Origin of the sequence: Trichocoleus sp. ST-U2 (genome assembly GCF_039961875.1) — a bacterium.
Lineage (GTDB): Bacteria > Cyanobacteriota > Cyanobacteriia > Cyanobacteriales > FACHB-T130 > FACHB-T130.
This window is the reverse complement of sequence record NZ_JAMPJY010000007.1, coordinates 19118-43544: the sequence shown is the minus strand read 5'-3', so window position 1 is coordinate 43544 and position 24427 is coordinate 19118. Positions and strand designations below refer to the sequence as shown.

Annotated in this window: 27 protein-coding genes; 12 read left to right on the top strand and 15 right to left on the bottom strand. The window is 47.1% G+C overall.

Annotated elements, in window-relative coordinates:
- Nucleotides 1–14: 14 nt before the first annotated feature.
- A complete protein-coding gene (locus NC996_RS06445; protein ID WP_190534835.1) occupies nt 15–389 on the top strand; it encodes a DUF423 domain-containing protein in 375 nt (124 codons plus the stop codon).
- On the opposite strand, the gene NC996_RS06440 is transcribed toward NC996_RS06445, so the two are convergent.
- The 5 genes from NC996_RS06440 to NC996_RS06420 form a co-directional block, all read right to left on the bottom strand.
- Nucleotides 386–1048, bottom strand: coding sequence for a dual specificity protein phosphatase family protein (locus NC996_RS06440; protein ID WP_190689415.1), 663 nt, complete (start codon nt 1046–1048; stop codon nt 386–388). The two genes, NC996_RS06445 and NC996_RS06440, sit on opposite strands and share 4 nt — an antisense overlap.
- Complete coding sequence (locus NC996_RS06435; RefSeq protein ID WP_190689413.1) at nt 1048–1812, bottom strand: nucleotidyltransferase domain-containing protein; 765 nt, start codon at nt 1810–1812, stop codon at nt 1048–1050. Before NC996_RS06435 ends, NC996_RS06440 begins: the two co-directional genes overlap by 1 nt.
- A gap of 277 nt (nt 1813–2089) precedes the next feature.
- Nucleotides 2090–2794, bottom strand: coding sequence for a DUF6717 family protein (locus NC996_RS06430; RefSeq protein WP_242037697.1), 705 nt, complete (start codon nt 2792–2794; stop codon nt 2090–2092).
- Between the two features lie 53 nt (nt 2795–2847).
- On the bottom strand, nt 2848–3783 hold the full coding sequence (locus tag NC996_RS06425) for a nucleotidyltransferase domain-containing protein (protein WP_190689410.1): 936 nt from the start codon (nt 3781–3783) through the stop codon (nt 2848–2850).
- Nucleotides 3784–3815: 32 nt separating this feature from the next.
- Nucleotides 3816–3983, bottom strand: a complete 168-nt coding sequence (locus NC996_RS06420; protein WP_190526749.1) for a hypothetical protein — start codon at nt 3981–3983, stop codon at nt 3816–3818.
- Nucleotides 3984–4106: 123 nt separating this feature from the next.
- On the opposite strand from NC996_RS06420, the gene egtC reads away from it, so the two are divergent.
- The 3 genes from egtC (at nt 4107) to egtD (ending at nt 7724) form a co-directional block, all read left to right on the top strand.
- The gene (gene egtC / locus NC996_RS06415) at nt 4107–4895 is read left to right on the top strand and encodes an ergothioneine biosynthesis protein EgtC (protein ID WP_190526751.1); all 789 of its coding nucleotides are present in this window, start codon (nt 4107–4109) and stop codon (nt 4893–4895) included.
- Nucleotides 4885–6174 (top strand): SUMF1/EgtB/PvdO family nonheme iron enzyme, encoded by a 1290-nt coding sequence (locus tag NC996_RS06410; protein ID WP_347277799.1) that lies wholly within the window; start codon nt 4885–4887, stop codon nt 6172–6174. Before egtC ends, NC996_RS06410 begins: the two co-directional genes overlap by 11 nt.
- Before the next feature lie 500 nt (nt 6175–6674).
- Entirely contained in the window at nt 6675–7724 is a 1050-nt protein-coding gene (egtD, locus tag NC996_RS06405) for an L-histidine N(alpha)-methyltransferase (protein ID WP_190689407.1), read from the top strand.
- Between the two features lie 289 nt (nt 7725–8013).
- On the opposite strand, the gene NC996_RS06400 is transcribed toward egtD, so the two are convergent.
- Entirely contained in the window at nt 8014–8685 is a 672-nt protein-coding gene (locus NC996_RS06400) for a DUF4214 domain-containing protein (RefSeq protein ID WP_190689402.1), read from the bottom strand.
- 572 nt (nt 8686–9257) lie between these two features.
- Here NC996_RS06400 and NC996_RS06395 point away from each other — a divergent pair.
- Nucleotides 9258–9494 (top strand): hypothetical protein, encoded by a 237-nt coding sequence (locus NC996_RS06395; protein ID WP_190411381.1) that lies wholly within the window; start codon nt 9258–9260, stop codon nt 9492–9494.
- A gap of 204 nt (nt 9495–9698) precedes the next feature.
- On the opposite strand, the gene NC996_RS06390 is transcribed toward NC996_RS06395, so the two are convergent.
- Together NC996_RS06390 and NC996_RS06385 are read right to left on the bottom strand one after the other, a co-directional pair.
- Entirely contained in the window at nt 9699–9917 is a 219-nt protein-coding gene (locus tag NC996_RS06390; RefSeq protein WP_190411380.1) for a hypothetical protein, read from the bottom strand.
- Nucleotides 9918–10215: 298 nt separating this feature from the next.
- Complete coding sequence (locus NC996_RS06385; protein WP_190411379.1) at nt 10216–10821, bottom strand: thylakoid membrane photosystem I accumulation factor; 606 nt, start codon at nt 10819–10821, stop codon at nt 10216–10218.
- A gap of 83 nt (nt 10822–10904) precedes the next feature.
- Between NC996_RS06385 and NC996_RS06380 the strand changes: the two genes are divergently transcribed.
- On the top strand, nt 10905–11774 hold the full coding sequence (locus NC996_RS06380; protein ID WP_190526763.1) for a FecR family protein: 870 nt from the start codon (nt 10905–10907) through the stop codon (nt 11772–11774).
- Between the two features lie 96 nt (nt 11775–11870).
- Here the strand turns inward: NC996_RS06380 and NC996_RS06375 are convergent, their stop codons facing one another.
- Nucleotides 11871–12050, bottom strand: coding sequence for a hypothetical protein (locus NC996_RS06375; RefSeq protein ID WP_190411377.1), 180 nt, complete (start codon nt 12048–12050; stop codon nt 11871–11873).
- Nucleotides 12051–12395: 345 nt separating this feature from the next.
- Between NC996_RS06375 and NC996_RS06370 the strand changes: the two genes are divergently transcribed.
- Both NC996_RS06370 and NC996_RS06365 read left to right on the top strand, forming a co-directional pair.
- Nucleotides 12396–14273: an adenylate/guanylate cyclase domain-containing protein gene (locus NC996_RS06370; RefSeq protein WP_199303325.1), complete on the top strand. Its 1878-nt coding sequence runs from the start codon at nt 12396–12398 to the stop codon at nt 14271–14273.
- Between the two features lie 15 nt (nt 14274–14288).
- The gene (locus NC996_RS06365; protein WP_190436465.1) at nt 14289–14795 is read left to right on the top strand and encodes a hypothetical protein; all 507 of its coding nucleotides are present in this window, start codon (nt 14289–14291) and stop codon (nt 14793–14795) included.
- Nucleotides 14796–14826: 31 nt separating this feature from the next.
- Here the strand turns inward: NC996_RS06365 and NC996_RS06360 are convergent, their stop codons facing one another.
- Nucleotides 14827–15264 carry a hypothetical protein gene (locus tag NC996_RS06360; RefSeq protein WP_190429281.1) on the bottom strand — a complete coding sequence of 146 codons (438 nt, stop codon included), beginning with the start codon at nt 15262–15264 and terminating at the stop codon, nt 14827–14829.
- A 504-nt stretch (nt 15265–15768) separates the two neighbouring features.
- A complete protein-coding gene (gene mutS / locus NC996_RS06355; RefSeq protein ID WP_190689399.1) occupies nt 15769–18402 on the bottom strand; it encodes a DNA mismatch repair protein MutS in 2634 nt (877 codons plus the stop codon).
- Here mutS and NC996_RS06350 point away from each other — a divergent pair.
- A complete protein-coding gene (locus NC996_RS06350) occupies nt 18401–18592 on the top strand; it encodes a hypothetical protein (protein ID WP_190689396.1) in 192 nt (63 codons plus the stop codon). The two genes, mutS and NC996_RS06350, sit on opposite strands and share 2 nt — an antisense overlap.
- Here NC996_RS06350 and NC996_RS06345 read toward each other — a convergent pair.
- The 4 genes from NC996_RS06345 to NC996_RS06330 are packed head-to-tail and all read right to left on the bottom strand — an operon-like array spanning nt 18579 to nt 21553.
- Nucleotides 18579–19442, bottom strand: a complete 864-nt coding sequence (locus NC996_RS06345; RefSeq protein WP_190689393.1) for an aminotransferase class IV — start codon at nt 19440–19442, stop codon at nt 18579–18581. The genes NC996_RS06350 and NC996_RS06345 overlap by 14 nt on opposite strands.
- 49 nt (nt 19443–19491) lie before the next feature.
- Nucleotides 19492–20616: an AI-2E family transporter gene (locus NC996_RS06340; RefSeq protein ID WP_190689658.1), complete on the bottom strand. Its 1125-nt coding sequence runs from the start codon at nt 20614–20616 to the stop codon at nt 19492–19494.
- A gap of 54 nt (nt 20617–20670) precedes the next feature.
- Nucleotides 20671–21117, bottom strand: coding sequence for an NUDIX hydrolase (locus NC996_RS06335; RefSeq protein WP_190689390.1), 447 nt, complete (start codon nt 21115–21117; stop codon nt 20671–20673).
- Nucleotides 21107–21553 carry a hypothetical protein gene (locus tag NC996_RS06330; RefSeq protein WP_190689656.1) on the bottom strand — a complete coding sequence of 149 codons (447 nt, stop codon included), beginning with the start codon at nt 21551–21553 and terminating at the stop codon, nt 21107–21109. Before NC996_RS06330 ends, NC996_RS06335 begins: the two co-directional genes overlap by 11 nt.
- 326 nt (nt 21554–21879) lie before the next feature.
- On the opposite strand from NC996_RS06330, the gene folD reads away from it, so the two are divergent.
- The 3 genes from folD (at nt 21880) to NC996_RS06315 (ending at nt 24391) form a co-directional block, all read left to right on the top strand.
- Nucleotides 21880–22755: a bifunctional methylenetetrahydrofolate dehydrogenase/methenyltetrahydrofolate cyclohydrolase FolD gene (gene folD / locus NC996_RS06325; RefSeq protein ID WP_190689654.1), complete on the top strand. Its 876-nt coding sequence runs from the start codon at nt 21880–21882 to the stop codon at nt 22753–22755.
- A gap of 146 nt (nt 22756–22901) precedes the next feature.
- Nucleotides 22902–23831, top strand: a complete 930-nt coding sequence (crtE, locus tag NC996_RS06320; protein WP_190411371.1) for a geranylgeranyl diphosphate synthase CrtE — start codon at nt 22902–22904, stop codon at nt 23829–23831.
- 104 nt (nt 23832–23935) lie between these two features.
- Complete coding sequence (locus NC996_RS06315) at nt 23936–24391, top strand: divergent PAP2 family protein (RefSeq protein ID WP_190428920.1); 456 nt, start codon at nt 23936–23938, stop codon at nt 24389–24391.
- Nucleotides 24392–24427 lie beyond the last annotated feature (36 nt).

Here is a 24427-nt window from a genome sequence, read left to right as displayed (position 1 = left end):
TTGTTGAAATTATGATGACGCAGATTTTTTTATGCATCGCCTCTATCTTAGGCGGATTGTCCGTCGCTGCTGGTGCTTTTGCCTCCCACGCTTTGAAAGAAAAACTCAGCGAACGGGCAGCAGAAATCTTTGAGACGGGTGCCCGTTATCAGATGTATCACGCATTAGCTTTGCTACTGGTGGCATTATTATTAAGTCGCGCCGAGGCAGCACAGTCAATCCTTGTGGCAGCTGGGTATGCCTTCATCGTTGGCGTCGTCCTTTTCTCAGGCAGTCTTTATGCTTTGAGCCTGACGGGTGTAAAGTGGTTGGGACCAATTACTCCACTAGGAGGCGTAGCCTTTATTGTGGGATGGGGTTGTTTAGCAGTTGCTGCATTCAGATTTTAAATAGTTAGCCTTTTCAGCAAGTCCCGCTGAGCTTTACTAAACTCAATTCCAGAACGTTTATTCTTGATCAGTGCTTCTGCTTGGTTCGCATTATTCACAAGCCCCTTGGCAACAAGGGTAGCAGCAACAACTGTTGCTGAACGCCCATGCCCAAGGGCACAGTGAATATAAATATTTCCCTGCCATGCACAGATTTCATTAACCAATTTTTGGAATACTTGATAATCTGGCACAGCCGCATCTAATGTAGGAACGCAGATATAAGCTTTTCCTGAAGTAACGCTTTTAGGTTCTGGGAATTCTGCCGTTAAATCAACTATTAAGTTGATATTATCGGGCAATTCATTAAGAAATACTCTACGACCCAGCCAGATGCCAGGTACTATCTCGTTACAACATTCCTCTTTCCCAATCAGTCTTTGAAGATGCCAGGTTATCCAGGTTAATAATAGATAAGGCATCAATAAGCATATATTCAGCCATCCCATCGTTCCATCTGACCGTTTTCCAAATACCTTAGCTCCCAGCCATCCGTATGCTGCTCCTACTGCAATAAAACTAACACCAGTCCATAAAATTCCCCATTTAGCATTACCAAATCTCAAGCCAAATACAATTAAGTAAATACCACCCAGAAAAAATATCAGACTATACTTCATTATTTGTTGACAATAGAGGCCATTCTCAATAGTATTAATAGATTATTCAGTGCATCTTTAATAGAGGGAGATTCAGGCAAGTGACTACTTTGACTTGCCTCTTCTAATTCGCCACACAAACGATTAAATTCTCCGCGATAAAATGCTATATCAGCATCTTCCAAAACAGATTTTTCTGCTCCTGCTAACTTTCGCTCAATCAAGTCGGGAATATAAGGCAATTTAAAAATATCATTTAAATGAACCAAATTAGCTTCTATAACACCCGTTTGCATTAAATGAATGCCAGTTAATAGCACTCGATAAACATAAAGTAACGGCTTAACACGATGCGGATTTTCTTTCTCAAAAAGCCGCCATTGCGTATTTGCAAAGCCGAGATAATGGTGAGAATGGTGGCGGGTGATGCAACCTTTGGCAATCTCTTTTAATTCTTCATGTTCTGGCGTCGTGTGGAGAATTAGCGGTGAATATAGCTGCTCTAGTACATAACCGTTCTTTTTAAGAAGTAGCGAAAAGAACTTTTTGACATCGTGAGTTACAAGGTCAATTTCCAGCTTGTCCCGTACTTCTGAAATTTCAATCGTTTCACGCCCAATCTCTAATCCAACCACCTCCGACACTGGCAGAATGTGTGACCCGCGCAAGTCATAATCAGAATCGGGAGATGGAAAGCCATACAGATGTGCGCCACTGATTGTTGCGAACAAAAGTGGATAGGGTTGCTCAGAAATGACTGGGAGTAGCGGCTGTGCTATTACCATAATTTATTAATGGGTATTGCCGATAGTTAAGAAGTAAGCTTATAGTATGAATCAACTGCTACAAAATCCGGGTAAATACACCCTTAAACTACTCAAATCGTGGTTTAAGGGTGTTTTTTAGCTGAGTTAAGGTTTCAGGATTGACAGAAGAAAGAGCTATCGCATTGAGAAAAGATATGCAATATGTCATTTAAACATTAGTTGAGCTTCACTGCCGTCCAATCCAACCTACTAATGGTTCATGATTCGTTGCTCTCTCCTAGGAACCTCTTTTTGATTACCCATTCGCTTGCTCGTGAAGCTTTTCCGCTTTGCAGTAGAGTTTTCTCGGTGCTTCATTGAAGTATTTAAACAAGGCGGGGCATAACCATCCTTCCTTATTATTTAACTCCCAGCGATACCAATTGCCACCATACTCTTCTCTTACCAAAGTTAGTTCCGCCTGATATCCGGGAAATGGGTTTCCTGAGAACAAAAGCTTAAAACCTTTCTCAGCATTGGGAATCTCTTTAACCAGAAGATCGATCATCTCAGGAATCCCGCTGACAAAAGGCTCTCGGACAAGTCCGACTCGCTCATCATCAAACACCCAAGTGTGTTCGTAGCGATAGGGGAAAATCACCATCATTGCGTTAGACATTGGTTCAGCCTTGCAATAGATTTTCTGTGGCGTTACAGGGAAATACTTAAACAATGCTGGACTTAGCCAGCCTTCTAAATTTTTGGCTTGCCAGCGATACCAGTTACCGCCGTACTGTTCTCTCACCCAAACCAGTTCTGCCTGATCCTCTGAAAAAGCGATTGGAGAAAACAAGAGTTTAAAACCTTGAGCAGCATTGGGAATATCTTGAACCAGACTGTCAATGATTGCAGGCATCCCGCTGACAAAGGGTTCGCGGATAAGTCCGGCTGGCTCATAGTCAAATACCCAATAGTCTTCATGACGATAGGGAAAAATCACCATCATTGCATTCGGCATCATCTAAATTCCCTCTTATTTTTTTTGGCGTCTTTTACATCTTTGAAATTCAATTTCTAAACCATACTTCGACGCGCTTTAATCAAAAAAGCATTTGCCTTTTCATAATCCGGACGTTCGGGCAGCGATGTTGTGGCGAAAGCGTCATCAAACTGGCGATGCAAGCTTAGCCGCCAAGCGTTAACTTCCTCCCAAGGCATCTCCCCGTTGCGGATAGCCAGCAGTTGTTGTCGGTGTTCTTCGACGCGAACTGGGACAAAACCCTCTTGCAGCACGGTGATGCCCGACAACAACAGGCGGATTAGATGCATCGCGTGCTTCCATTTAAATTCCCCCTTTGTACGGATATCTTGTTCAAGTTTTTTGAACTGTGACATCACATATCCGTTATATGTCTGGTAAACTAACTGAGAGAGAAAAATAGACCGAATTCCTAACAATTCTTCAGCCAGGGGCATCACCATTTCTACACCTGGTGTGTAGAGGCACTCTAAGACATTCGGATTTGCTTTGAGTGCCAAGGTCAAAAATTTCTGGAGTTCCCAGTAACACTCCTCGTTCTCTTTATTTTCTAACTGCTCCGGAATCCCGTAGAGCGACCAGTGGATATCGGCGGGTGGTAAGTAAATGCCGCGTCGGTCAATATCAGAGTTGGCATTATCTAAACCGTAGGCTCTTGAACCGACGATACAGCGGTAAATGACACACTCGTAAAGGTCAAAATCGGCAAGAACGGCTCCTGGTAGTTGCAGACCTTCTTGTTGCCAAGATGAGTGGATGGTGAGTTCTGAGCGCCGTAGAGACGCCTCTCCCCCGTCTGGAAACTGGACGCGATAGGCGTGGGAGTTGTCAATGGGTGATTTGATAATAACGCCGACGGTGCCGCGCGATCGCGCAATTTCACCCGCAGCATCTTGAATCTCAACACGAGTCACTATCTGGGTTCCAACGGGCAAAATCAGATTGGGGTTAAAGGCTAAACTCTCTGACAATTATTGCTCCCCCTTTGGACTGGTATTCTCCTCTACGCTGCCATAGCCAAAGATGGCGTGTCTACAATATGAAGTATTGTCAAAAATATGAAAGCGATCGCTCTTGCATTTGCAGTATAAGTTGCTACTTTTGGCTGCGGATTCTCTTGGACGACTGATGGTTCAACAAAAATAAGCTTTTCATCTGGAACGACGTTCATCTAACGAACGTCAAACTCATCGGTTTCTCAGCAATTTCCTATCGCCAATTCACCCCAAATCTCAGCCTTTTTTAAGGTTTGGAGCTTAATCTCAACCATTAATGTAGGAGCAAACCCTAGAAAATGTGCCGTATACTTGGCTACCTCGGTTCGCCTATTCTACTGGACTGCCTTTTGTCCAAACCGGAACACTCGCTGATTGTCCAAAGCTATGAACCCCGCGAGATGACCTCTGGTGTCGTTAGTGCCGATGGTTTTGGAATTGGCTGGTATCACGCCCAAAAAGAGACCGACCCCTTTATCTACAAAAATTTGCTGCCCATTTGGGGTGATACGAATGTCTCCAACCTCAGCCGTTATATTGAGTCGGGATGCGTCCTTGCCAATGTTCGCAGCGCTACTACTGGTCAGTCAGTAGATTTGAGTAACTGCCAGCCGTTTCGTTCCGAGCGTCTGGTATTCACTCACAACGGTGCGATCAAAAACTTCCGCAAGACACTGTATAAACCGATTCGGAGCCGACTAAGCGATGAAATCTACCAATCTATTGACGGCACGACAGACTCCGAGCATATGTTTGCCTTATTCCTGAATGAATTGGCATCTAACCCTGGGATGAGCTTGGAAAAAGCACTGTACAAAACGTTGATGACTTTAACCGAGTTAGCTGATGCTTACCACACACCAATCTCTGCCAACATAATTGTCACAGATGGACATCGGATGGTTGCCTCGCGCTTTGCTCAGGGAACAAATGTTCCCTCACTGTATTGGCTGCGGGACGATCCTATCTTTCCAGAAGCAGTAGCGATCGCATCTGAACCATTGTTTACTGGCAACTGGATCGGGTTCCCCGAACAAAGCATGATTAGTGTGGGAGAAGACCTTGAAGTTCAAATCCATCAACTCTGAAGTAGCCAGAGCGAGTACCCTTGATGAGCGGCGGCAACAAATCAAACTATCGATGCAGCGCTGCCGTGCCGGTACTTTAGCACTGTTTGAAGGCATTAACTATGACACCTTCTGTCGTCAGGTGCATCCCGACTTTAGCCCGATTGGCTGGCATTTAGGCCACATTGCCTACACCGAGGCTTTGTGGCTGCTAGTTCGTAGTGCGGGTAAAACGCTCGAACTTCCCTTTGGGAAGGGGGGACAAGAGATCGCCCATTATCAACGCTTATTTGCGGCTGATGGCTTACCCAAAATGCAACGGGTTTATTTACCCCTGCTCACTGAAATTCGCTGCTATCTGCACGCAGTCAGAGAACAGGTATTCGATTACCTGGAAGTCGCGCCTTTAGATGAGCAAGAACGTCTTTGGCGCTGGTTAATCCAGCATGAGAGCCAGCATAGTGAAACTATCTCTTTCGTGCTGCAATTACAGCGTCGAGACGCCCAATTCCACGTAGGAAGTCGTGCTAACCTACCGGAAACGTGCAATCACCCCATCTTAGAGGAGATGGTTGAAATTGCGGCGGGTGAGTTTGAGATGGGCAACGAGTCCATCGAAGCTTTAGACAACGAGCGTCCAGTTCACCGAGTTTACTTGGATACCTACTGGATTGACCGTTATCCCGTTACTTGCGGACAGTACCGGGCGTTTATGGAAGCGGGAGGATATCAAAATGCCCGATGGTGGACAGAAGCTGGGTGGAAATGGCTGCAAGAAAATCCCGTGAATCAGCCCCTATACTGGGCACCTGACACAGCTTGGGATAATCATCCAGTCTGCGGCGTTTCCGGGTACGAGGCACAAGCGTATGCCCGATTTGTGGGGAAGCGACTGCCAACCGAGGCAGAGTGGGAAAAAGCAGCCAGTTGGGATGCGATCGCACTGCGTCGTCGCACATATCCTTGGGGCGAGGCGGAGCCAGATGCCCTGCGATGTAACCACGACAACTCGGCAGGGCAAACCACACCCGTAAATGCTTATCCCTCTGGGCAGAGTGCCTATGGTTGCTACGATATGCTCGGCAATGTCTGGGAGTGGACTTCTACCTGCTTTGATGGCTATGACGGTTTTGTCAGTTACCCTTACGTTGGTTATTCCAAGACTTATTTTGATGGAGAGCATCAGGTATTGAGAGGTGGTAGCTGGGCGACTCGTCCCGCCGCTTTGCGCTCTAGCTTCCGCAACTGGTATTATCCGAGCGTCCGTCAGATTTTGTCTGGATTTCGCTGTGCGAAGTAGCTATATCTATAGCGGTTTTCATTCAAGTGCAATAGACACACTCGGAACCTCACCCCCAGCCCCTCTCAGTGAACGGAGAGGGGAGAATATTGAACTTCTCTGGGTAAATGGGGAAGAGCTGGGTGGGGTTAAACCGTACTGCATCCAATCGGTATTTCTCCCTCTAATTGATGGGAGCTAGGGGAATCTGACCGAATTTGCTTGGCTCGATTCCCCCAACCCCCGCTAAATTAGGAGCTAAGAAATAGTGGTACATGGCGTTTCAATCATGTATCAACACAGCCCGATTTTTTATTTACTGAAATAAGCTGCCGATTTATCAGGAAAATGTATAACAAGTAGGCTGAGTCTAAATACATCTAGCTCAGGCATGATTTTATTCAATATAGCTTTGTGTTTCACTAGCTGACGGTTATAGCCAACTATTTTGACCCTCGCGATCGCGTAAAAGCGGATGCCGCAATGATTCGGCTGTTCGCGCCCACACAAACGGAGGATAAATGACAATTTCTAAAACTGCAAGCGGTAAAACTGCTTCCCAATCTACGATAGAAAAACGCTTGCAGATAGAGCATCTACTCAGCGCCACGGCACAGTTACAAAATCAAGAAATTGACGGAACTGATGTTGTTAAGGGTTTAAGTGAGACTCCCAAATCTCTGACGCCGCGCTATTTCTACGATGACAAAGGCTCCCAACTATTTGAGCAAATTTGTGAGTTACCTGAATATTATCTAACGCGCACAGAAACAGCTATTTTACAAAAGTGCGCGGGTGAAATTGCTCAGTTGACGGGGGAAAGCGAACTGGTAGAACTGGGAAGCGGTAGCTCAACAAAAACCCGGATTCTGCTAGATGCCTACCAAGAAATCGGCTACCCACTGCGCTATCTGCCAATTGACGTGAGTGCTGGCATTTTAGAAAGTAGTGCCAGGGAATTGCTAGTTGATTATCCCTCCCTCCAGGTTCACGCTTTAGCCAGCACTTATGAATTGGCATTGACACGACTGGCACCGACGCAATTGCCTAGTCGAACGATCTGTTTTTTGGGTAGCACCTTGGGTAATTTAAATCCCCAAGAATGCGATCGCTTCTTCACCCAAATTGCCGAGGCTCTGGAAGTGGGTGAGTATTTCTTACTCGGAATAGACCGGCAAAAACCAAAACATTTGTTGGATGCAGCCTATAACGATAGCCAAGGCGTGACCGCGGCGTTTAATCTGAATATCCTACACCACCTGAATCGCCGTTTTGATGGCAATTTTGACCCTTCTCAGTTTGAACACTGGGCGTTTTATAACGAATCCGAGCATCAAATTGAGATGCATCTGCGGAGTTTGCGATCGCAAACTGTCACACTTAACGCCCTCAATTTAACGATTGAATTTGAAAGCGGCGAGACTATCCTAACGGAAATTTCTCGCAAATTTAACCTCGACGCCCTGCAACAGGAACTTCAGACAAGAGGTTTAAAAACACTGCAAGTTTGGAGCGATCCGAATCAGTGGTTTAGTTTATTGCTTTGTCAACTACAACCGCCTACCAGTTGACAGCAGGACAGTGGAAGCCCTCCCCTAACCCCTCCTCGTCAACGGAGAAGGGAACATGAATTGAGGGGAGAGAGATTTTCCTAGGTTAGGAAACGCCAGCAAACCTAACACCTGCATGGTTTACAAAGAAAGCTAACACATCCTACAAATAATTAATCCCGCTTATTTCATCACCCACATCATTGCTCGCTTGTCTAAAAGTTGTGAGCAAGCAATTCAGATCCCCAACTTCGATAGAGAAGTCGGGGATCTTGTCTTCACAAATCATTTAGGGTCGCTAGAGAAAAGTTTATTGACCTCTTCTCGATCTAGCTTCTCGACTTCTAGAAATATCCTGACGGACTCGATTGAGCGACCAACCATCTGCTAAACGTCTTTTGTAGGTTCTTAATCCTTCACGATCGGCATTACGACCTAGCTCAGTTTGATAAAGTCGGTTAATCGCTTGTTCTGCTTCTGAACTATCAGCAATGTCATGACGGACTTTCTCCAGTGACCAACCGGATTCTACCCGTTGTCTATACATCCTCAGTCCACGATTATCCGCCTGACGACCTAACACATTTTGATAAATCCGATTAATGCTGTTGTAAACGTTTGACCGATTGCGGCGATAGTCATAACTGCCATCCCGGCGATCGCGTCGATAGTCGTAATCGTCGTTACGGCGATCGCGTCGATAGTCATAATCGTCGTTACGGCGATCGCGTCGATAGTCATAATCGTCGTTACGGCGATCGCGTCGATAGTCATCATCTCGGTCATAATCGTCTTGCCTTGACGACTCTCCTCGATCCCAACAAATCCCCAAAAAACAGGTTTGCTCCCTCCGTCCTCTTTCAGGCTCAGCAGCCGCAGGATTTGCTGATAGGACGACTGGAGCAATTATCAGTGCAGATAATACAGTAACCGTAGCAGCAGATCTGAGAGAGCGTGCTGTGGTGTGCATTCCAATTTTCATAATTTTCCCCTCAAGGAAATTTAAAAGTCAGAGAATATTTTTCTTTGTGGCATATATTCGCTCTATTTTCCGGGTCTCAACTTCCTACGATGGAATAACCCAATTGGGTGAGATCGGTTAAATTTCGCCAGAGAAATTTTCCTCGAAACAAGCCAAGGTCGAGTTCAGAGAACCGCCTTAAGACAACTGGAAAATCTCTAGCATAGCGATCGCGCGGATACCGGATTAAGCTAGATAAATAAATACGATCGCAAATCGTCTAATTTTGTTCCCGCTGCTAACCCTAAAATTGGGAAAAGGCGAGCTTTTCAACTGGACAAGGAACGACAGCCAGATGAGAGCGATCGCATCCGGTTAGCAGATAGTAATCCTTCTGTTAAATTCCAACGGTTTAGATCCCCGATTTCTCTCTCGAAGTCGGGGATCTCTCATTCAGAAATCATTTAGGATTGCTAGATAAAGGCAGACCCAATGAAACAGCAAAAAATAACGACCGATTTTGTGTAGAACTTTTACTTCTTAAAGCTTTATCAGTTCAGTATTATCTATTCCTCTGACTGGAGAAAATCTCAATGCCGAAAGCCAGCATTTGTGTTAATGCCAAAACACCCGAACAAGAGTTAGTTAAGGAATGGATTAAGAAGTGGAAAGGCAAGATCCGATATTTGTCCAATAACGAAGGGTGCGGCTGCTGTATTGACCTGTATCAGGTAGATGCTCCAGCCGAGGTACTGAATGAACTACCCGCAAAAGTCTTTGCCTCTAGTGAATGGTCAAATTGGTCGCCAAAGTCGCGAACAACTCGCTAACAGGCGCTACCAAAGACCGGCTTATGGTAGTAGATGACCCTAATCATTAGTGCAATCGTCGATTTTTAATTCCTACTACTTGGTAGCGAATAGACCAATGGAGATAAGGAATAATTTTCTTTTTCAAAAGTCAATAATTTCAGAGAGAGTCGCAGTAATTACGATTAAAAAAGGTACCGAATAATCAAGATTTACATTCAGAAGCTAAAATTCATTAACCAGCGCCAGACGTCCCCGACGAACCGCATAAAGCATTCGGTTCAGCAAAAGTTGTTCATCTTCGCTGAGAGAATTTTCAAGCAGTGCTGTTCTGAGTACGCAACGGTCTGTAATTGTTATCTGACCTGATTCAGCAACTTTGGCAGATAAGTCAATGATTGCAGACGGTAAAAGACAGGCTTGAGAAAAAATCGAAGAATTCATGGTTAAGATTGCTGCTATTTGATACTCAGGTTATTGGTTCAAAACAGCACCTAACTCAATCTATAGCTAGAGATTTAATATGATTTAGATTACAGCTCAAGATAGAAGTTTAGTATTTGCACAAAACTTTGAATCACCCCTTTTGAGCAGGAATCGAGTTTTTTGCTACTGAAGAAACTGAAGAAGTGAGAGCAAACGAACACTTTGCTAAATTTGTCAAGGATTTTGTCTTGTGAGTTGAGCGATCGCGCCTGTCGGAAATTGAAACAGTCAAGATTCTCCACCCACAAAACTCCACTTACTTGGCTAACTCCGTATTAAACTCATTCACGAGTCGCCGCTTCAGCTCCACCGATTCTGAGCGAGGTAACAAGTTAAACACTTCACGGAAAACATCGTCTACTTTCTCAAACGCCACCGTACCCTTTTGGTTGAGGACAACTTCGCCCTTCTGGTTTAGCAAGACTGTTTGGGGGACGAGGCCTTCGTAGTAGTAGCCCGGTTCCGTAGGTGTAAAGTTGGATTGTACTGGAATCGAATCTACGTCGATGGGGATGAAATCAGCGGCTCGACCATAAAAAGCTTGAAGCTGCGAAACGACGATTGCGTGTTGCTTGCAATCGCTACTGTCGTCCACGTAGAACACCAACAATGCCGGTTTACCTCCTTTAAGAGAATCTGCCAATGCCACTCGCGGGGGAACCAGCGAGGCATTGCCGCCATAGAGGAGAAAAACATTCCCGTCAAAGTTGTCGTCGTTGATACCCGCTAAAGCTGATGGCGTCCCCAGCAGGCAGCTGAAAGAAACAACCAGTGTCAAGAGGCAACTCAAAAAAAACTGCCGCCAGGAACGGCGAGAAGCTGTCAGAATCCTGATTTGAAATTGTTGCAAGCGAAGAATCATACCAAAGTTGCTGTAGAAACCTTTTTTCTTTCAGTAGTCCTTAAATCGTCTTTGCGTTCACCCGTTATGGCTCCCGATTCTCTATGAAGTTCCCTGTTTTTCCAGTCACCCTACTAGGATTATCCCTGTTAGCCGGTAGCTTAGTCCTTACTTCCTTATCGTTTATCTCCGAAAGTGTCCGAGCTGCGGTTAGTCCACGCTCGATAGAAGTCAAAGAAACGAACGGTACGGTAACAACTCAAGGAAAGCCAGTGAAAGTTGGCGATCGCTTGCAGGCATCCGGTAGTCTCAGCACCAACTTCGACGCCAGTGCTGTTTTGGCGATGGAAGATGGCATCGGTACGGTTCAGGTTTCCGAAAACACCAACGTGCAAGTCAAGACTTTAAAGACAAGTAAGGATGGTAGCAAACAAACGCGCCTTTATATGGATAAGGGACAGGTCAGCGCCAAAGTGCGATCTTTTACTAACCCTAACTCTAGCTTTGAAGTGGAGACGCCTGGGGGCGTTGCTGGGACGAGAGGCACAGAATTTGGCGTCACCGTCGGTTCCAATGGGAAAACTGGGCTTTCAACTATCCGAGGCAAAGTAGCCTTTAGTGCGCGAGGGAAAACTGTGTTGGTAGAGCCGGGGTATTCTGCTTTAATTGTTCCGGGACAGGCTCCAACGATTCCCAAGGTGACAACGGGTGACACGAGACTGAAATTACAGGTTCTATCGGTGACAGGCGATGGTCAAGTTAGAGTCACTGGAACGGTAGACCCAATCAATTTAGTGTTAGTGAATAATCAGATTGTGGATACGGGAGGCGAGGGACAACTCGATACGGTGGTGCCAATCCCGTCTAATCGGCAGCTGAGATTAGTCGTGCGGAATCCCTTGGGCAATCAACAAGTTTATGAATTGGAAATTCCGAATAGTGCGGGGACATCGGAGAATCCTGTGAATCAATAATTTTTATCGGATAGCCTTTTCCTCTCCTTTTTAGTCGGAAAAGACGAGGCAGCAACCCACGAATTCGCGTTCTCAATCTGAGCTTGGGAACGCGAATCAATTGGCAAAATCCTCCGCACGAGTGAGGTAAAAATTCTCAAGGGCATGAGTTACTGGAGAAGTCGTCAAAGAACTTGAAAGCGCCAATACTGTGACGCGATCGCGTATCTCGTGATGCGATCGCGTTTTGTCTGAATCAAGCTTGTAGCAGTTCTCACTCTTAGTGCATATATACACACTCGTAACCTCACCCCCAACCCCTACGGTGTATACACATCTTTGATTAATTGGCAAAACGTTGATTGATCCCCCTAAATCCCCCTTAAAAAGGGGGACTTTGACTTAATTCGCCCCCCTTTTCAAGGGGGGTTGGGGGGATCAAAACGGGACTTGCAAGTTCAAGAAGACTTGTGTATACACGGTAGCCTCGTTCAAGGGGAAGGACAGGGGCGGGGTTCAACTGGACTGCATCCAAGAATAGAGAATCGCGATAAATTCAGTATTCCATCAGGGGCATTTACCATCCGGTGAGCGTGCGGAACGCTTGGGAAAAGTCCGTATGTTTCCAGGCAAGCAATCACGATGGTTGATGTTTTTGATGGAATCAACGTGTTAATCAAAAATTGGTTTAAAAAAAATCAGCGTTTTATTTCTAGCAGTCAATCAATCGTTCCGGGCGCAATGGTCGGTTTATTGTCTGTCGGGTTATGGCAGATAGGGGCATGGCAACCCCTGGAACGGCTTGTATACAGTGCGCTGTTTCAAGCTCGTAGCGCCAGTATCTTACCGCAGACGAATTGGGATCGTCGGGTCGCGGTGATTGCGATTGACGATGCGAGTTTAAAGAAATACGGGAAATTTCCTTGGTCGCGCGATCGCTATGCCCAATTGTTGCAGAAGCTAGAACCAGCCTCTCCAGCAGTCATTGGTTTCGATGTGTTGTTCGTCGATCCAGGCCAAGGGGATGAGAAATTTGCCAAAGCGATCGCTAAATCTGGCAATGTCATCTTGGCAACGGCTTGGGACAATCGCGGGCAACCTCTGGAAGTATTACCCAAATTAAAAAAAGCGGCACTTGGGGAAGGTCAAATTTGGCACAATCCCGACGCAGACGGCATTAGCCGACAGGCAGCCCTCTTTTTTGGCACCAAACCCGCTCTCGGTTTAGCAATGCTGCTAGAGGCACCAGAGGCGGTATCCCTGCCTCATCTGGCTGAGGTTCAGAGGCGTAAAGATGTCTGGATTAACTGGCCTGGGCCAACCCAAAATGTCTCCACCTATTCTTATGCCTCAATCATGGAAGGCAAAGTTGACGCGAAAGCCTTCGCCAACAAGTTTGTTTTAGTCGGTGTCACGGCAACCGCTATCGATCGCTTGCGATCGCCTTACAATCAAAATCCTCCTACGGCTGGAGTTTATCTCCATGCGGCGTTAATTGATAACTTGCTGAACGACAAGCTGCTGCACACGCTGCCTAAAACAACAGTAATGCTCTTGTTGTTGGGGATTGCCCCGATTACTAGCTGGCTGTTGTTAAAACAGGGAGTGTGGGCGCGAATGGCGATCGCTATTTTGTTACCGAGTGGTTGGGTAATCTTTGCCCTGAGTGCCTTCATCGACGATGGCTGGTGGTTGCCCATCGTCGCACCTGTGGGAACCGCGATCGCTGCTGGGATCGGCGTTCAGCTGCGAGAACAATATGAAAAGCAGCAGCTGATGAGTTTGTTTGCCAAGCACGTTGCGCCAGAAATGGCTGACCTCATTTGGCACCGGAAAGACGAAATCTTCCACAAAGGGAAGCTGCAAGCCCAAGAAATGATGGTCACGGTTTTATTTGCCGATATCCGGGGTTTTACCAGTATTTCCGAGAAACTACCGCCGGGGGAATTAATCGAGTGGCTGAACCTGTTCCTAGACGCCATGACAGATTGCATCATGGATCGTGGCGGTGTGATCGACAAATATATTGGGGATGCAATTATGGCGGTTTTCGGGATTCCGTTTTCGCACACCACGCCGGAAGAAATTCAACAGGACGCCCTAAATGCGATCGCGGCAGGAATTGCGATGCAGGAACGACTCAAAAAGCTCAACCAGCGCTTCCACAACGCTAACAAGCCTACGATTGAGATAGGGATTGGCATTCACACAGGGCCAGTGGTTGCCGGAAGTGTGGGAGGTTCCCGACGCCTGAATTATTCAGTCTTGGGGGATACCGTCAATGTTGCCGCCAGACTGGAACCGATGAATAAAGAAGTAAAAATTCACAACCCCTACCAAATGATTGTCAGTGGGAGTACATTTGCTTATGCAAGCGATCGCTATCACGGGCCTGCTGTCCGCGCCATTCAACTGCGGGGACGAGAACAGGCAACAATTATTTACTGCATCCAGGGAGAGAAGGTCAACTTGGCAGATCCAGCGGAAGCGATCGCACCCCCACTGAATATTTCAGCCTAAAGCGGCACATCCAGCGTGAAATTTCTTTTAACTTCACCGTTTGAAGAGGATTTGTGCATCTACTCGCGATTAGCAGATATCTTGATTAAACCCACTTTTACACAACCAATCGCTGACAACAAACTAACAGCTAATTTTCAAACTTTTCCTAAAGTCAGTAAATTGATTATATTAGCTGCGGTGAGTTGGATTATTTGGAATTTGCAAGCGTCAAGCGTGCAGGCATCGCCCTGTTCCGAGCTGCTGAATATATCGCAAAGACCCGGTTTTAATACTCGTCAGGAAGGGAATTTAATCGTTCTGGGACGCCTGCCTAAATATCACTATGTGGTCGTGGTTCCCTCCGGAAGTGAAGCCACGCTGGAACAAGTGCGTCAGTGCGTACCCGATGCATTGATCGCCAAGTCAAATTTAGGAAATTACATTTTAGCGGGGTCATTTCCCGACCAATCCAGTGCGAAAAGTATCTATTACGCATTGCGATCGCTGAAACTAGATGCACGAATTATATACGTTCGATAGCGATCCCCAGTAACCTTCCCTACTTTCTGCTCTATTGATTGGGTGTGACGCCTTGAGCCAGCTTCACCATCGAGCCAGAGGCATTAGTGCGATAAATCCAGCGGCGTTGCCCATTCCCTACCGTGACTTGCCAGCCAGGAACTTGCATCTCGGTGCAAAGCACCTCCAAGTTATTAATATCTAAGCAGTCATCAGACCAAGTTTGCGGTTGAGTTTGGACAATGTTTAGCGCCGACTTTGGCAACCCTGAATGTTGAGACACGTCCTGCAAAACCGCATTCTGAACCGATGTTAATAAACTAACCCCAGAACGAGGATTTGAAATAGTAACTTTGCGATTGGGGAGCGTTAGTGTAGCGGTCAAAGATAAAATGCCCGTCAACACCAAAGCCTGAACAATTAGACTTAGCTGGCTAGCCTTTTGAGCGATAGTTTCTGTGGGAGAGGCAGGGGTAGTAACTTCTTCCATAGCAAACATTGACAGGGGTGCTGTTATTACAAAGGGCATTAATTGTATTGGTAGAATATGCACCCAGATGCTTAGAATTTCCGGAAAAAGTTAAAGGTTCCGGCAAATTAAGTATGAATTGACTTGCAGATTGCTTTTCCCTAATTTCTGAAGCGAGCCTTCTCGTTAATGCTGCGAATCTCCTTTTGGAGATGCCACCTTTCGGAACGCTAACTCGTTTAGAGTTGCTACGAAAAGTGCTAATGCGTACTGGTTGATAGGAATTCAGACACTAACACCCTGCAAATAAGTTCCCTAATTAATCTTTTTTTAGTAGAACTACGGTGCCCGATCCCTAATACTAATGTGCGCCCTCTAGGTGCCTAAATGAAACCCAGAAACTACTGAATTGTTAGCAATTTTGTATAAAGATTTACTGATTTTAGTCCCGCTTGATTATTTATCAAGTGGACTGAGTATGGAGAAAATAATCTTGCCAAAAAAACAGAAGTATGCATCTCCTCCCTAGAAGGTAGATGATTCCTCTACCTGCCCGCCTTGGCGCAGCCCGATAGCAATTTTGCTATGCTTTTCAATTTGGCTCATCACCTGCTTGGCGCGTTGAATCACGGGTGCGGGTAAACCTGCTAGCCGCCCTGCTTCGATGCCATAGGAACGGTCAGCGCCTCCCGGTTGCACCTGATGCAAAAAGATAATCTGGTCGGGTAACTCCTTCACCGTCACCTGGTAATTTGCCACATTCGGCAAAATTGAAGCAAGTTCGTTCAATTCGTGGTAATGAGTGGCAAAAATCGTCCGCGAGCGAATTTCACTGGCAAGATACTCCGCCACCGCCCAAGCAATCGAGAGACCATCAAATGTTGCCGTCCCCCGACCAATCTCATCTAAGAGTACCAGAGACTTCGCCGTTGCGTGATTGAGAATATTTGCTGTCTCGTTCATCTCCACCATAAAGGTAGATTGACCCGTCGCCAAATCATCTACCGCACCGACACGGGTAAAAACGCGATCGCATATTCCCAAAGTCGCCGCCCTGGCTGGCACAAAACTACCAATTTGTGCCATCAACTGAATCAACCCCACCTGCCGCAAATAGCAACTCTTCCCACTCGCATTCGGACCCGTCAAAATAATTAAATCTGGTCTTTCTTCTTGCTCCCCTTCTTCCTTCGCGCTCTTTGCGTCTTTGCGGTTCAATAACACCGACATCCCCAACCCAGTCGAATTCGGCACAAAAAACCCAGAAGGCAAAGACTGCTCAACCACCGGATGACGTCCATCAATAATCCGGATTTCCCGACCTTCCACCATCTGAGGGCAGCAATAACCCTGATAAACCGCCACCTCAGCCAAACCACACAGCACATCCGCTGCCGCCACCGCACGAGAAATCGTGCGAATTTGTTCTGCGTATTGCCCCACCTCTTCTCTTAAAGAAGTGAAAATCTCATATTCCAGGCGATTTAAATCATCCCGCGCCGTCAAAATCCGCGCTTCTCTCTCCTTCAACTCCGGAGTAATGTAGCGTTCCTCATTCGTCAGCGTTTGCTTGCGGATGTAGTTATCGGGAACTTGGTCGGCTTTGGTACGAGAAATGCTGATGTAGTAGCCAAATGTCTTATTAAAGCCCACCTTCAGCGTGGAAATCCCGGTTCGCGCCTTCTCCGTCACCTCCAAATTCGCCACCCATTGCTGATCCTCTTGGGCAAGACTTCGCATTTCATCCAACTGGACATTCACATTGGGGCGAATCAAACCGCCTTCCTTGATATGGATGGGAGGCGCATCTACCAAATGGGCGCTGAGTCGCTTTGCCAGTTGTTCTAATTCCGGCGGCACCTTCTGCAAAGCTCTCATAAACGGAGAGTAAGCATCCGCCACCAGTTCCGCTAATTCCGGCAATTTTGCCAGAGAATCCGCTAAAGCAACTAAATCCTTCGCATTCGCCGTGCCGGAACCAGCGCGACCCGTTAGCCGTTCTAAATCGTAAATTTGCCGCAACAGTTGGCGCAAATCTTGCCGCAGAAAGCTATTTTCGACTAATTCTTGAATCGTATCTTGCCGCGCTGCAATGCCTTTGATATCCAGTAGCGGTTGCAGCAACCACCGCCGCAAGGCACGTCCCCCCATCGCCGTGCTAGTTCTATCCAACGCCCAAAGCAGGGAACCGTGAAAGGTGCCATCCCGCACAGTTTGCGTAATTTCTAGATTGCGGCGGGTTTGGTGGTCAAGAATTAGATAATCGCTGAGGGTGTAGGTGCGGAGAAACTGGAGAGGAACGAGGTTTTCTTTCTGGGTGTCTTCCAGATATTCCAGCAAACCACCCGCAGCGCGGACAGCAAGAGGGAGGTGTTCGCAACCGAGTCCTTCCAGACTTCGCACCTTAAACCGCTGCAATAATCGATGTCTCGATTCACCAGCCGTAAAAGGAGTTTGCGATCGCAATGCATAACAAAAAGATGGCGGCAAACAACTCGGTAAATGCTCGGAAGTCTCCCCCGGTCGCAGCAAACTGCCCAAATCTGGCGCATTCGTCGGCACCAAAACTTCAGAAGGCTGCAAACGCATCAATTCTTGCGTTAGATGCTCTAATTCGCTCGATTGGGTAGTCAGAAATTCCCCGGTAGAAATATCTGCATAAGCTAAACCCCAATGATTCCCAGCAATCACCACCGCCGCCAGGTAATTATTGCGACGCGCATTCAGCATCCCTTCTTCCAGCAACGTACCGGGGGTGAGAATCCGCGTCACTTCCCGCTTCACCAGCTTTCCAGGGTCAGTATCGGCAGAGTCTTCTACTTGGTCGCAGATTACAACTGCATACCCCTTCTCCACCAGCTGAGTCGTGTAGCGTTCCCAAGCATGGTGCGGCACTCCCGTCATCGGCACCCGACCAATTTCTCCCGCTTGCTTGCTGGTGAGGACAAGTTCTAATTCTCTCGATACAGCGATCGCATCTTGAAAAAAGGTTTCAAAGAAGTCTCCCACCCGGTACAGCAGCAGCGCATGAGGATACTTATCCTTCACTTCTACGTAATGGTGGTACATCTTACTCAGCTTGCTGCGATCCACCAGTCGTGAGTCAGCGTTACGGATTTTGGGTTCGGTCGGGGTAGATGCCGAGTCAGAAACGTTCATGGAAAGTCAGTGCTACGCCGTGGTCTTTAATGACTTTACCGCACGTATCTCTTGCCGTTGTTTGCAGTTTGTTAACCTGAAATCTTGTACTGAACGTCTTCACCCGCCAGGGGATGTAGAGGCGCAATTAATCGTGTCTCCACACAAGGAAGTTTGCGAGATGCTAAAAATCGTTCCTACTGGTGCGTAATTTCGCGAAATTCCTTCAAAAAGCGTCGAAATAGAGGATGATTTGCCGAATCATATTCATAAGGATGAATACTTGCTAATGGCTTCAACTCCATCATCGTCGCAGCCAGAAAAGCTCCGTCAAAATTCCCTAATTCCTCTGGTCGCACATCCCGTTCAACCACTTCAATTCCTAATTCCCCTGCAATATCAAGCAGTGTGGCGCGGGTGATACCAGGGAAAATATTCGCAGTCAGCGCAGGCGTAATTACTCTATCCTCTTGCAGAAGAAAAAGATTAGCTACTGCCGCTTCAGTAATTCTGCCTTGTTGGTCAAGCAAAATAGCATCATTAAATCCAGCCACTTCAGCAGCGCGACGAGCTAAATAACTGTTTACATAAGTTCCACAGAGTTTCCACGCCACTGGAATTGCATTACCAGAAACCCGTTCATAAGGGGAGATGTGGCAAGTCAGAGATTTATCAACATCGCGGGGAATCGTCACCGCCAAGATGGTTACATCGACTGGCATTGTATCGTTAAAGTTCAGTTGAGGCACCGAACGATAAACAATCGGTCGGATATAGTAATTTGTTGCCGGAACTGCCTCTAAAAGTCCCAGAATACCTGCTTTCAGGTCTTCGTTCGACCAAGAAAAACCCAAACCAATATGTGTAGAACCATTGCGAAGGCGATCTAGATGTGCATCTAAGCGATGAATGTAATAGCGATCGCAATTCCAATAAGCCATGATCCCATCAAAAACGCCGATACCTAAATGCAGAGAATGGCTAGCAATAGAAGGCGCAGCATTTTCCCGTTCAACTAACTTTCCGTTATGCCAAACTATCGGCGTTGATTCAAGAAACATTTATTAGTCTTGCCTTCTCAAGGGGCATTTGTACCAATTAAAACAGTCATCAACTCCCGGCATCGCTCGCTAAGCTATTGGGCGCTATGATAGGCGAAACATTTAAGGGTATAGAGTCAGATTCAATCTCCTCTATCTCGCTCCATTTTCCGTCGCGCAAGCTATCTGCGGTACTTTTAATGAAACTCGCTAAAGGTACGGCAATTAATAACCCCAATAGCCCTCCCAGCTTCGCTCCTATCAACAGCGAAAGCAAAATCCAAACAGGATTTAAGCCAGTAAAACCACCTAAAATGCGAGGCGCGATGAAATTAGCATTGATTTGATCGATGGCGGCGGCTACAGCTAACACTTCCACCCCTAGCCAAAAATTTTGTAATGCTACTAGCAGACTAACAATGCTGATACCGATTCCGGCACCAAAGGGAAAAAGAGCCAAAAAACCAATTGCAATTCCAAACAATAATCCTAACGGCACTCGCAAAGCCAGAAATGCCAGCGTGATCACACATCCGCTCCAAGCAGCGAACGTCGCCTGACCGATAAAATAATTATGGAAATCTTCGCGGAGAGCTTGCCTTACTTGGGAACTAAAGCTAGCCGGAAACCACTTAAAAATTCCGTCCCAGAGACGATCTCCATTTAATATTAGATAGAAAGTTAGAACCACTGTTAGCAGAACATTGACAGCAGTGCCAATCGTATCAAAGGCAAAATTAAGAATTCTACCCGTTACGTTTTGAAGTTGACTGGATAATCGGTCTGTTAGTTGAGTAACGATTCCACCTAAGTTAATTGGAAGTTGCTGAGTTTCAGACCAAATTTGAAAAGCTTGGAGTTGTTGCCTCCCCGAATCAATCCAACTAGGCAAGATATTCGCCAGTTCGTTGAGCTGTTGCCAAATGATCGGAACTAAGGTAAGTCCTAAACCTACCAAAATTAGCAATGCCACCAGGGAAACGGCGACGACCGCATTGTTCCGTTTAACTTTTTGTTGCTGTAAAAACCGGATAGGATAATCTAATACAAAAGCCAGCAAGAGTGCGGCAACAAAAACGTTAACTAGAGGTTGAAAATATTGCAACACGAGTAGCAATAGCCAACCATTGAGAACGGCGAGGGGAAATGCCAATCCTAAAACGACCCATCGCGGTAATTTGTTTGCTGATTGCATCATGTTGAGGTTTTGAAATCGGGATTCATAACAATTAAAAAGTTATGCCTCTGGCTACGCAGTCAATTGAGGAAACTTGTCCATAAAATCCAGTAAAATTTTTTGGTGAGGAGGGCCTAACGGTCGTAATTGCCCAGCTTTTTCAGAGTAACCCTCGCCGCGTTGAATTTCTTCAGGCGTTAATAAATCCATATCCCAGCCTTCTCCTAGCACCAGATGGTTGAGTTCCACGGGAAGCGGAGCCTGATAGACATGGCGAAGAACGTAAGTATCGGGATAATAGCCAAATAATGATAACGCGGGCGGTGTATAGCCGATTTCCTCCAGCAGCTCCCGCTTGATAGCCTCGTCTGGCGTTTCCCCAGGTTCGATGTGTCCGCCAAAAAATGCCCAGTGTCCGGGGTAGAGAATACCGGGGATGTTGTCGCGCAGCTGGAGGAGAAATTTGCCCTGGCGATAGAGGATGGCGATCGCTACCTCAACAATTGGTTTATTGTTCATAGCTTCCTTCCGGTAGTAAAGGCGCTCCCTTCTTCGCTGGCTTCCGCTCTAGCTGTTCCTGCTGCTGAAGAAAAACTTCTCCTAAATCTTTCCCTGCGAAGGGAATGCTTTGATACTGTACTTTCCCCTTGATTAGAACTTCATCTCCTCTATCGGGGAGACTCTGGCTGGTGAAAACCCATATTTTTCCCGTCGCATCTCGCAATTCATAAGCGCCGCTTCCCACAAAAGGCGCTTGAGATGCTACCTTGCCTTCCAGATAAACCGTTGGGTTGCCCTCATAACTCTGTTGAAGATCGCTAATACTGGTGATCGGGACACTGCGGTTGTTAAACAGACCCAATCCAGACTGAGCCACATGACCGCAGCCGAACAACCCACCCAAAAGTAGCGTGGTGGTGCTGAATTGCAATACCCGGATTTTGACTGACCTCATATCTTGCATCGGGGAAATCTCAAGTTTCTCACTATTTCGGTATTAATACTTATCCCTATCCAGATGGCTCTGACTGGTACAAATATAGTGAATCTTCCAAAGATTTACAGTCGGGCAGGATTGCCTCAAATAAGATTAAATGCAAACAAGGCGAAGGAAATCGCCCTGCGATGCAGCTACAAGGCAAACGGAAAAACGCGATCGCGTTCCTTTTCTCTCATTATCCTTTGGCAGTAAGGGTGGGAAATCTGCGAAACTATCCTATGACAGATGCGCTCTGTTTCATCCCCAAAGAACGAATTCCTGCCCACATTCCTGACACCACAATGGACGAATCAATCGCCCAACTATTAGACGGTAAAGCCCTCGCTGAACGAATTTACGGACAGCTACAAGAGCAAATTCAGCAAATACAAGCCACGGCGGGACGCCCGCCGGGACTCGCAGTGCTGATGGTTGGCGATAATCCAGCCAGCGCTGCCTACGTGCGGAATAAAGAACGCGCCTGTGCCAAAGTTGGGATTGCCTCCTATGGTTCCCATTTCCCGACGGAAACGACCGCTTCAGAACTAGAGCAAGTCATTCAAAACCTGAATCAGGATGAGCGAGTTGATGGAATTCTCGTTCAACTGCCCCTACCTAACCACTTGGATGCTGTTTCCCTGCTGCATCAAATCGATCCAGATAAAGATGCCGATGGACTACACCCCCTGAACTTGGGGCGGCTGGTGCGCTCTGAAGCTGGTTTACGCAGCTGCACGCCAGCCGGAGTCATGCGCCTGTTGCAGGAATACCAGATTGATGTGAAGGGAAAACAGGCAGTAGTGGTAGGGCGGAGTATCCTCGTGGGCAAGCCGTTGGCTTTGATGCTCTTAGACGCAGACGCCACCGTTACCATCGCCCACTCGCGATCGCACGAGCTTCCAGCCATTACCCGCAACGCTGATATTCTGCTAGCAGCCGTGGGGCGTCCAGCGCTGATTACCGCCGAGATGGTCAAACCTGGCGCTGTCGTCATTGATGTTGGCATCAATCGCGTCACCGACGACGCCGGTAATTCTCGTTTAGTGGGAGATGTCCACTTTGATTCCGTCAAAAAGGTCGCGCAGTTTATCACCCCAGTTCCCGGCGGGGTTGGCGCGATGACCGTCGCCATGCTGCTGCAAAATACAGTCTGGAGCTACAGCCAGCGCTATCTCTAGTTTTGATTGAATGAAGACGGTTTGAGGCGCGAGGATTCTGGACGAATTCCATCACTTAACACCGATCGCTCATAATTCGTAACTTTTTGTGACCCAAAGCCCCGTAAAATTGTTACGGAAACGACTGTGCTACAAGGAATCACGGGATGTTAGCGACAGATGACCTTCATGCTCCCAAAGGTGAATCAGCGACCTTTGACCTTTCAACCTACCTGACTCAACAACAGGCTCTGGTAGAAGCAGCTCTGGATAGTTCCCTCCCAGTCACGTATCCAGAGAAAATTTATGAGGCGATGCGCTACTCGCTTTTGGCTGGAGGCAAGCGCCTGCGTCCGATTCTTTGCCTTGCCAGCTGCGAACTGGCTGGAGGCACCCTAGAAATGGCGATGCCCACTGCTTGCGCCTTGGAGATGGTTCATACCATGTCCTTGATTCACGATGACTTACCGGCGATGGATAACGACGACTACCGGCGGGGCAAATTGACCAACCATAAGGTTTATGGTGAAGATATTGCCATTCTGGCGGGGGATGGTCTACTGACATACGCCTTTGAGTTCATTGCCTCAAATACCCAGAATGTACCGGCAGCGCGAGTGTTGCAGGTGATTGCTCAGTTAGCCAAAGCGGTTGGTGCTGCGGGATTGGTGGGCGGTCAAGTCGTTGACTTGGAATCTGAAGGAAAACCGGATATTCAGGAAGAAACGCTCACTTTCATTCATACCCACAAAACAGGGGCGCTCCTAGAAGCTTGTGTGGTCTGCGGCGCGATTTTAGCGGGAGCAGAAATGGAAACCTTGCAACGGATGTCTCGCTACGCCCAAAATATTGGGTTGGCGTTTCAGATTGTGGATGACATTTTGGATATCACGGCGACTCAGGAGGAGTTGGGGAAAACTGCTGGGAAGGACATTCAAGCCCAAAAGGCAACTTACCCGCGACTTTGGGGACTTGAGGAATCAAAAGTTAAGGCTCAGCAACTGATTGACGCCGCCAAAGGAGAATTGGCAACCTTTGGAGAAAAAGCCAATCCCCTGATTGCGATCGCAGATTTCATTACTACTCGCACTCACTAGAAAATAAGCAGGATGATCCGTTTATTTCATCCTGAGTTCTCGACCCCTCACTCCTTAACGCTCATACGAACCATGCTGCTCGCTTTTACCCAACGCAAAACAAAATGCAGGAATTTGCCCACATCCTAGAAAACCATGTGCTACTGGTTGCGACCGTAGCTTGTTTAATTGCTCAAGCATCCAAGCTGATCATCGACTTAGCCCAACATGGCAAGGTGAATGTGCGCGTCTTAGTTACCACTGGCGGGATGCCAAGCGCTCATTCAGCATTGGTAACAGCGCTGGCAACCGGCATTGGACAAACGGTGGGATGGGACAGTATTGAATTTGCGCTAGCCACCATTTTTGCCGTTATCGTCATGTACGATGCCGCGGGCGTCCGTCAGGCTGCGGGTAAGCAAGCTCGCATCCTGAACCAAATTATCGATGAGCTATTTCAAGAACATCACAAGTTTAACGAAGACCGTCTCAAGGAGTTACTGGGACATACACCGTTTCAGGTGATTGTGGGTTCAGCACTCGGCATCGCTGTCTCCTGCTTAGCAGGGCCAGCGTATTAGCGATTGGTCATTAGTGATTAGCGAGTGACCAGGACT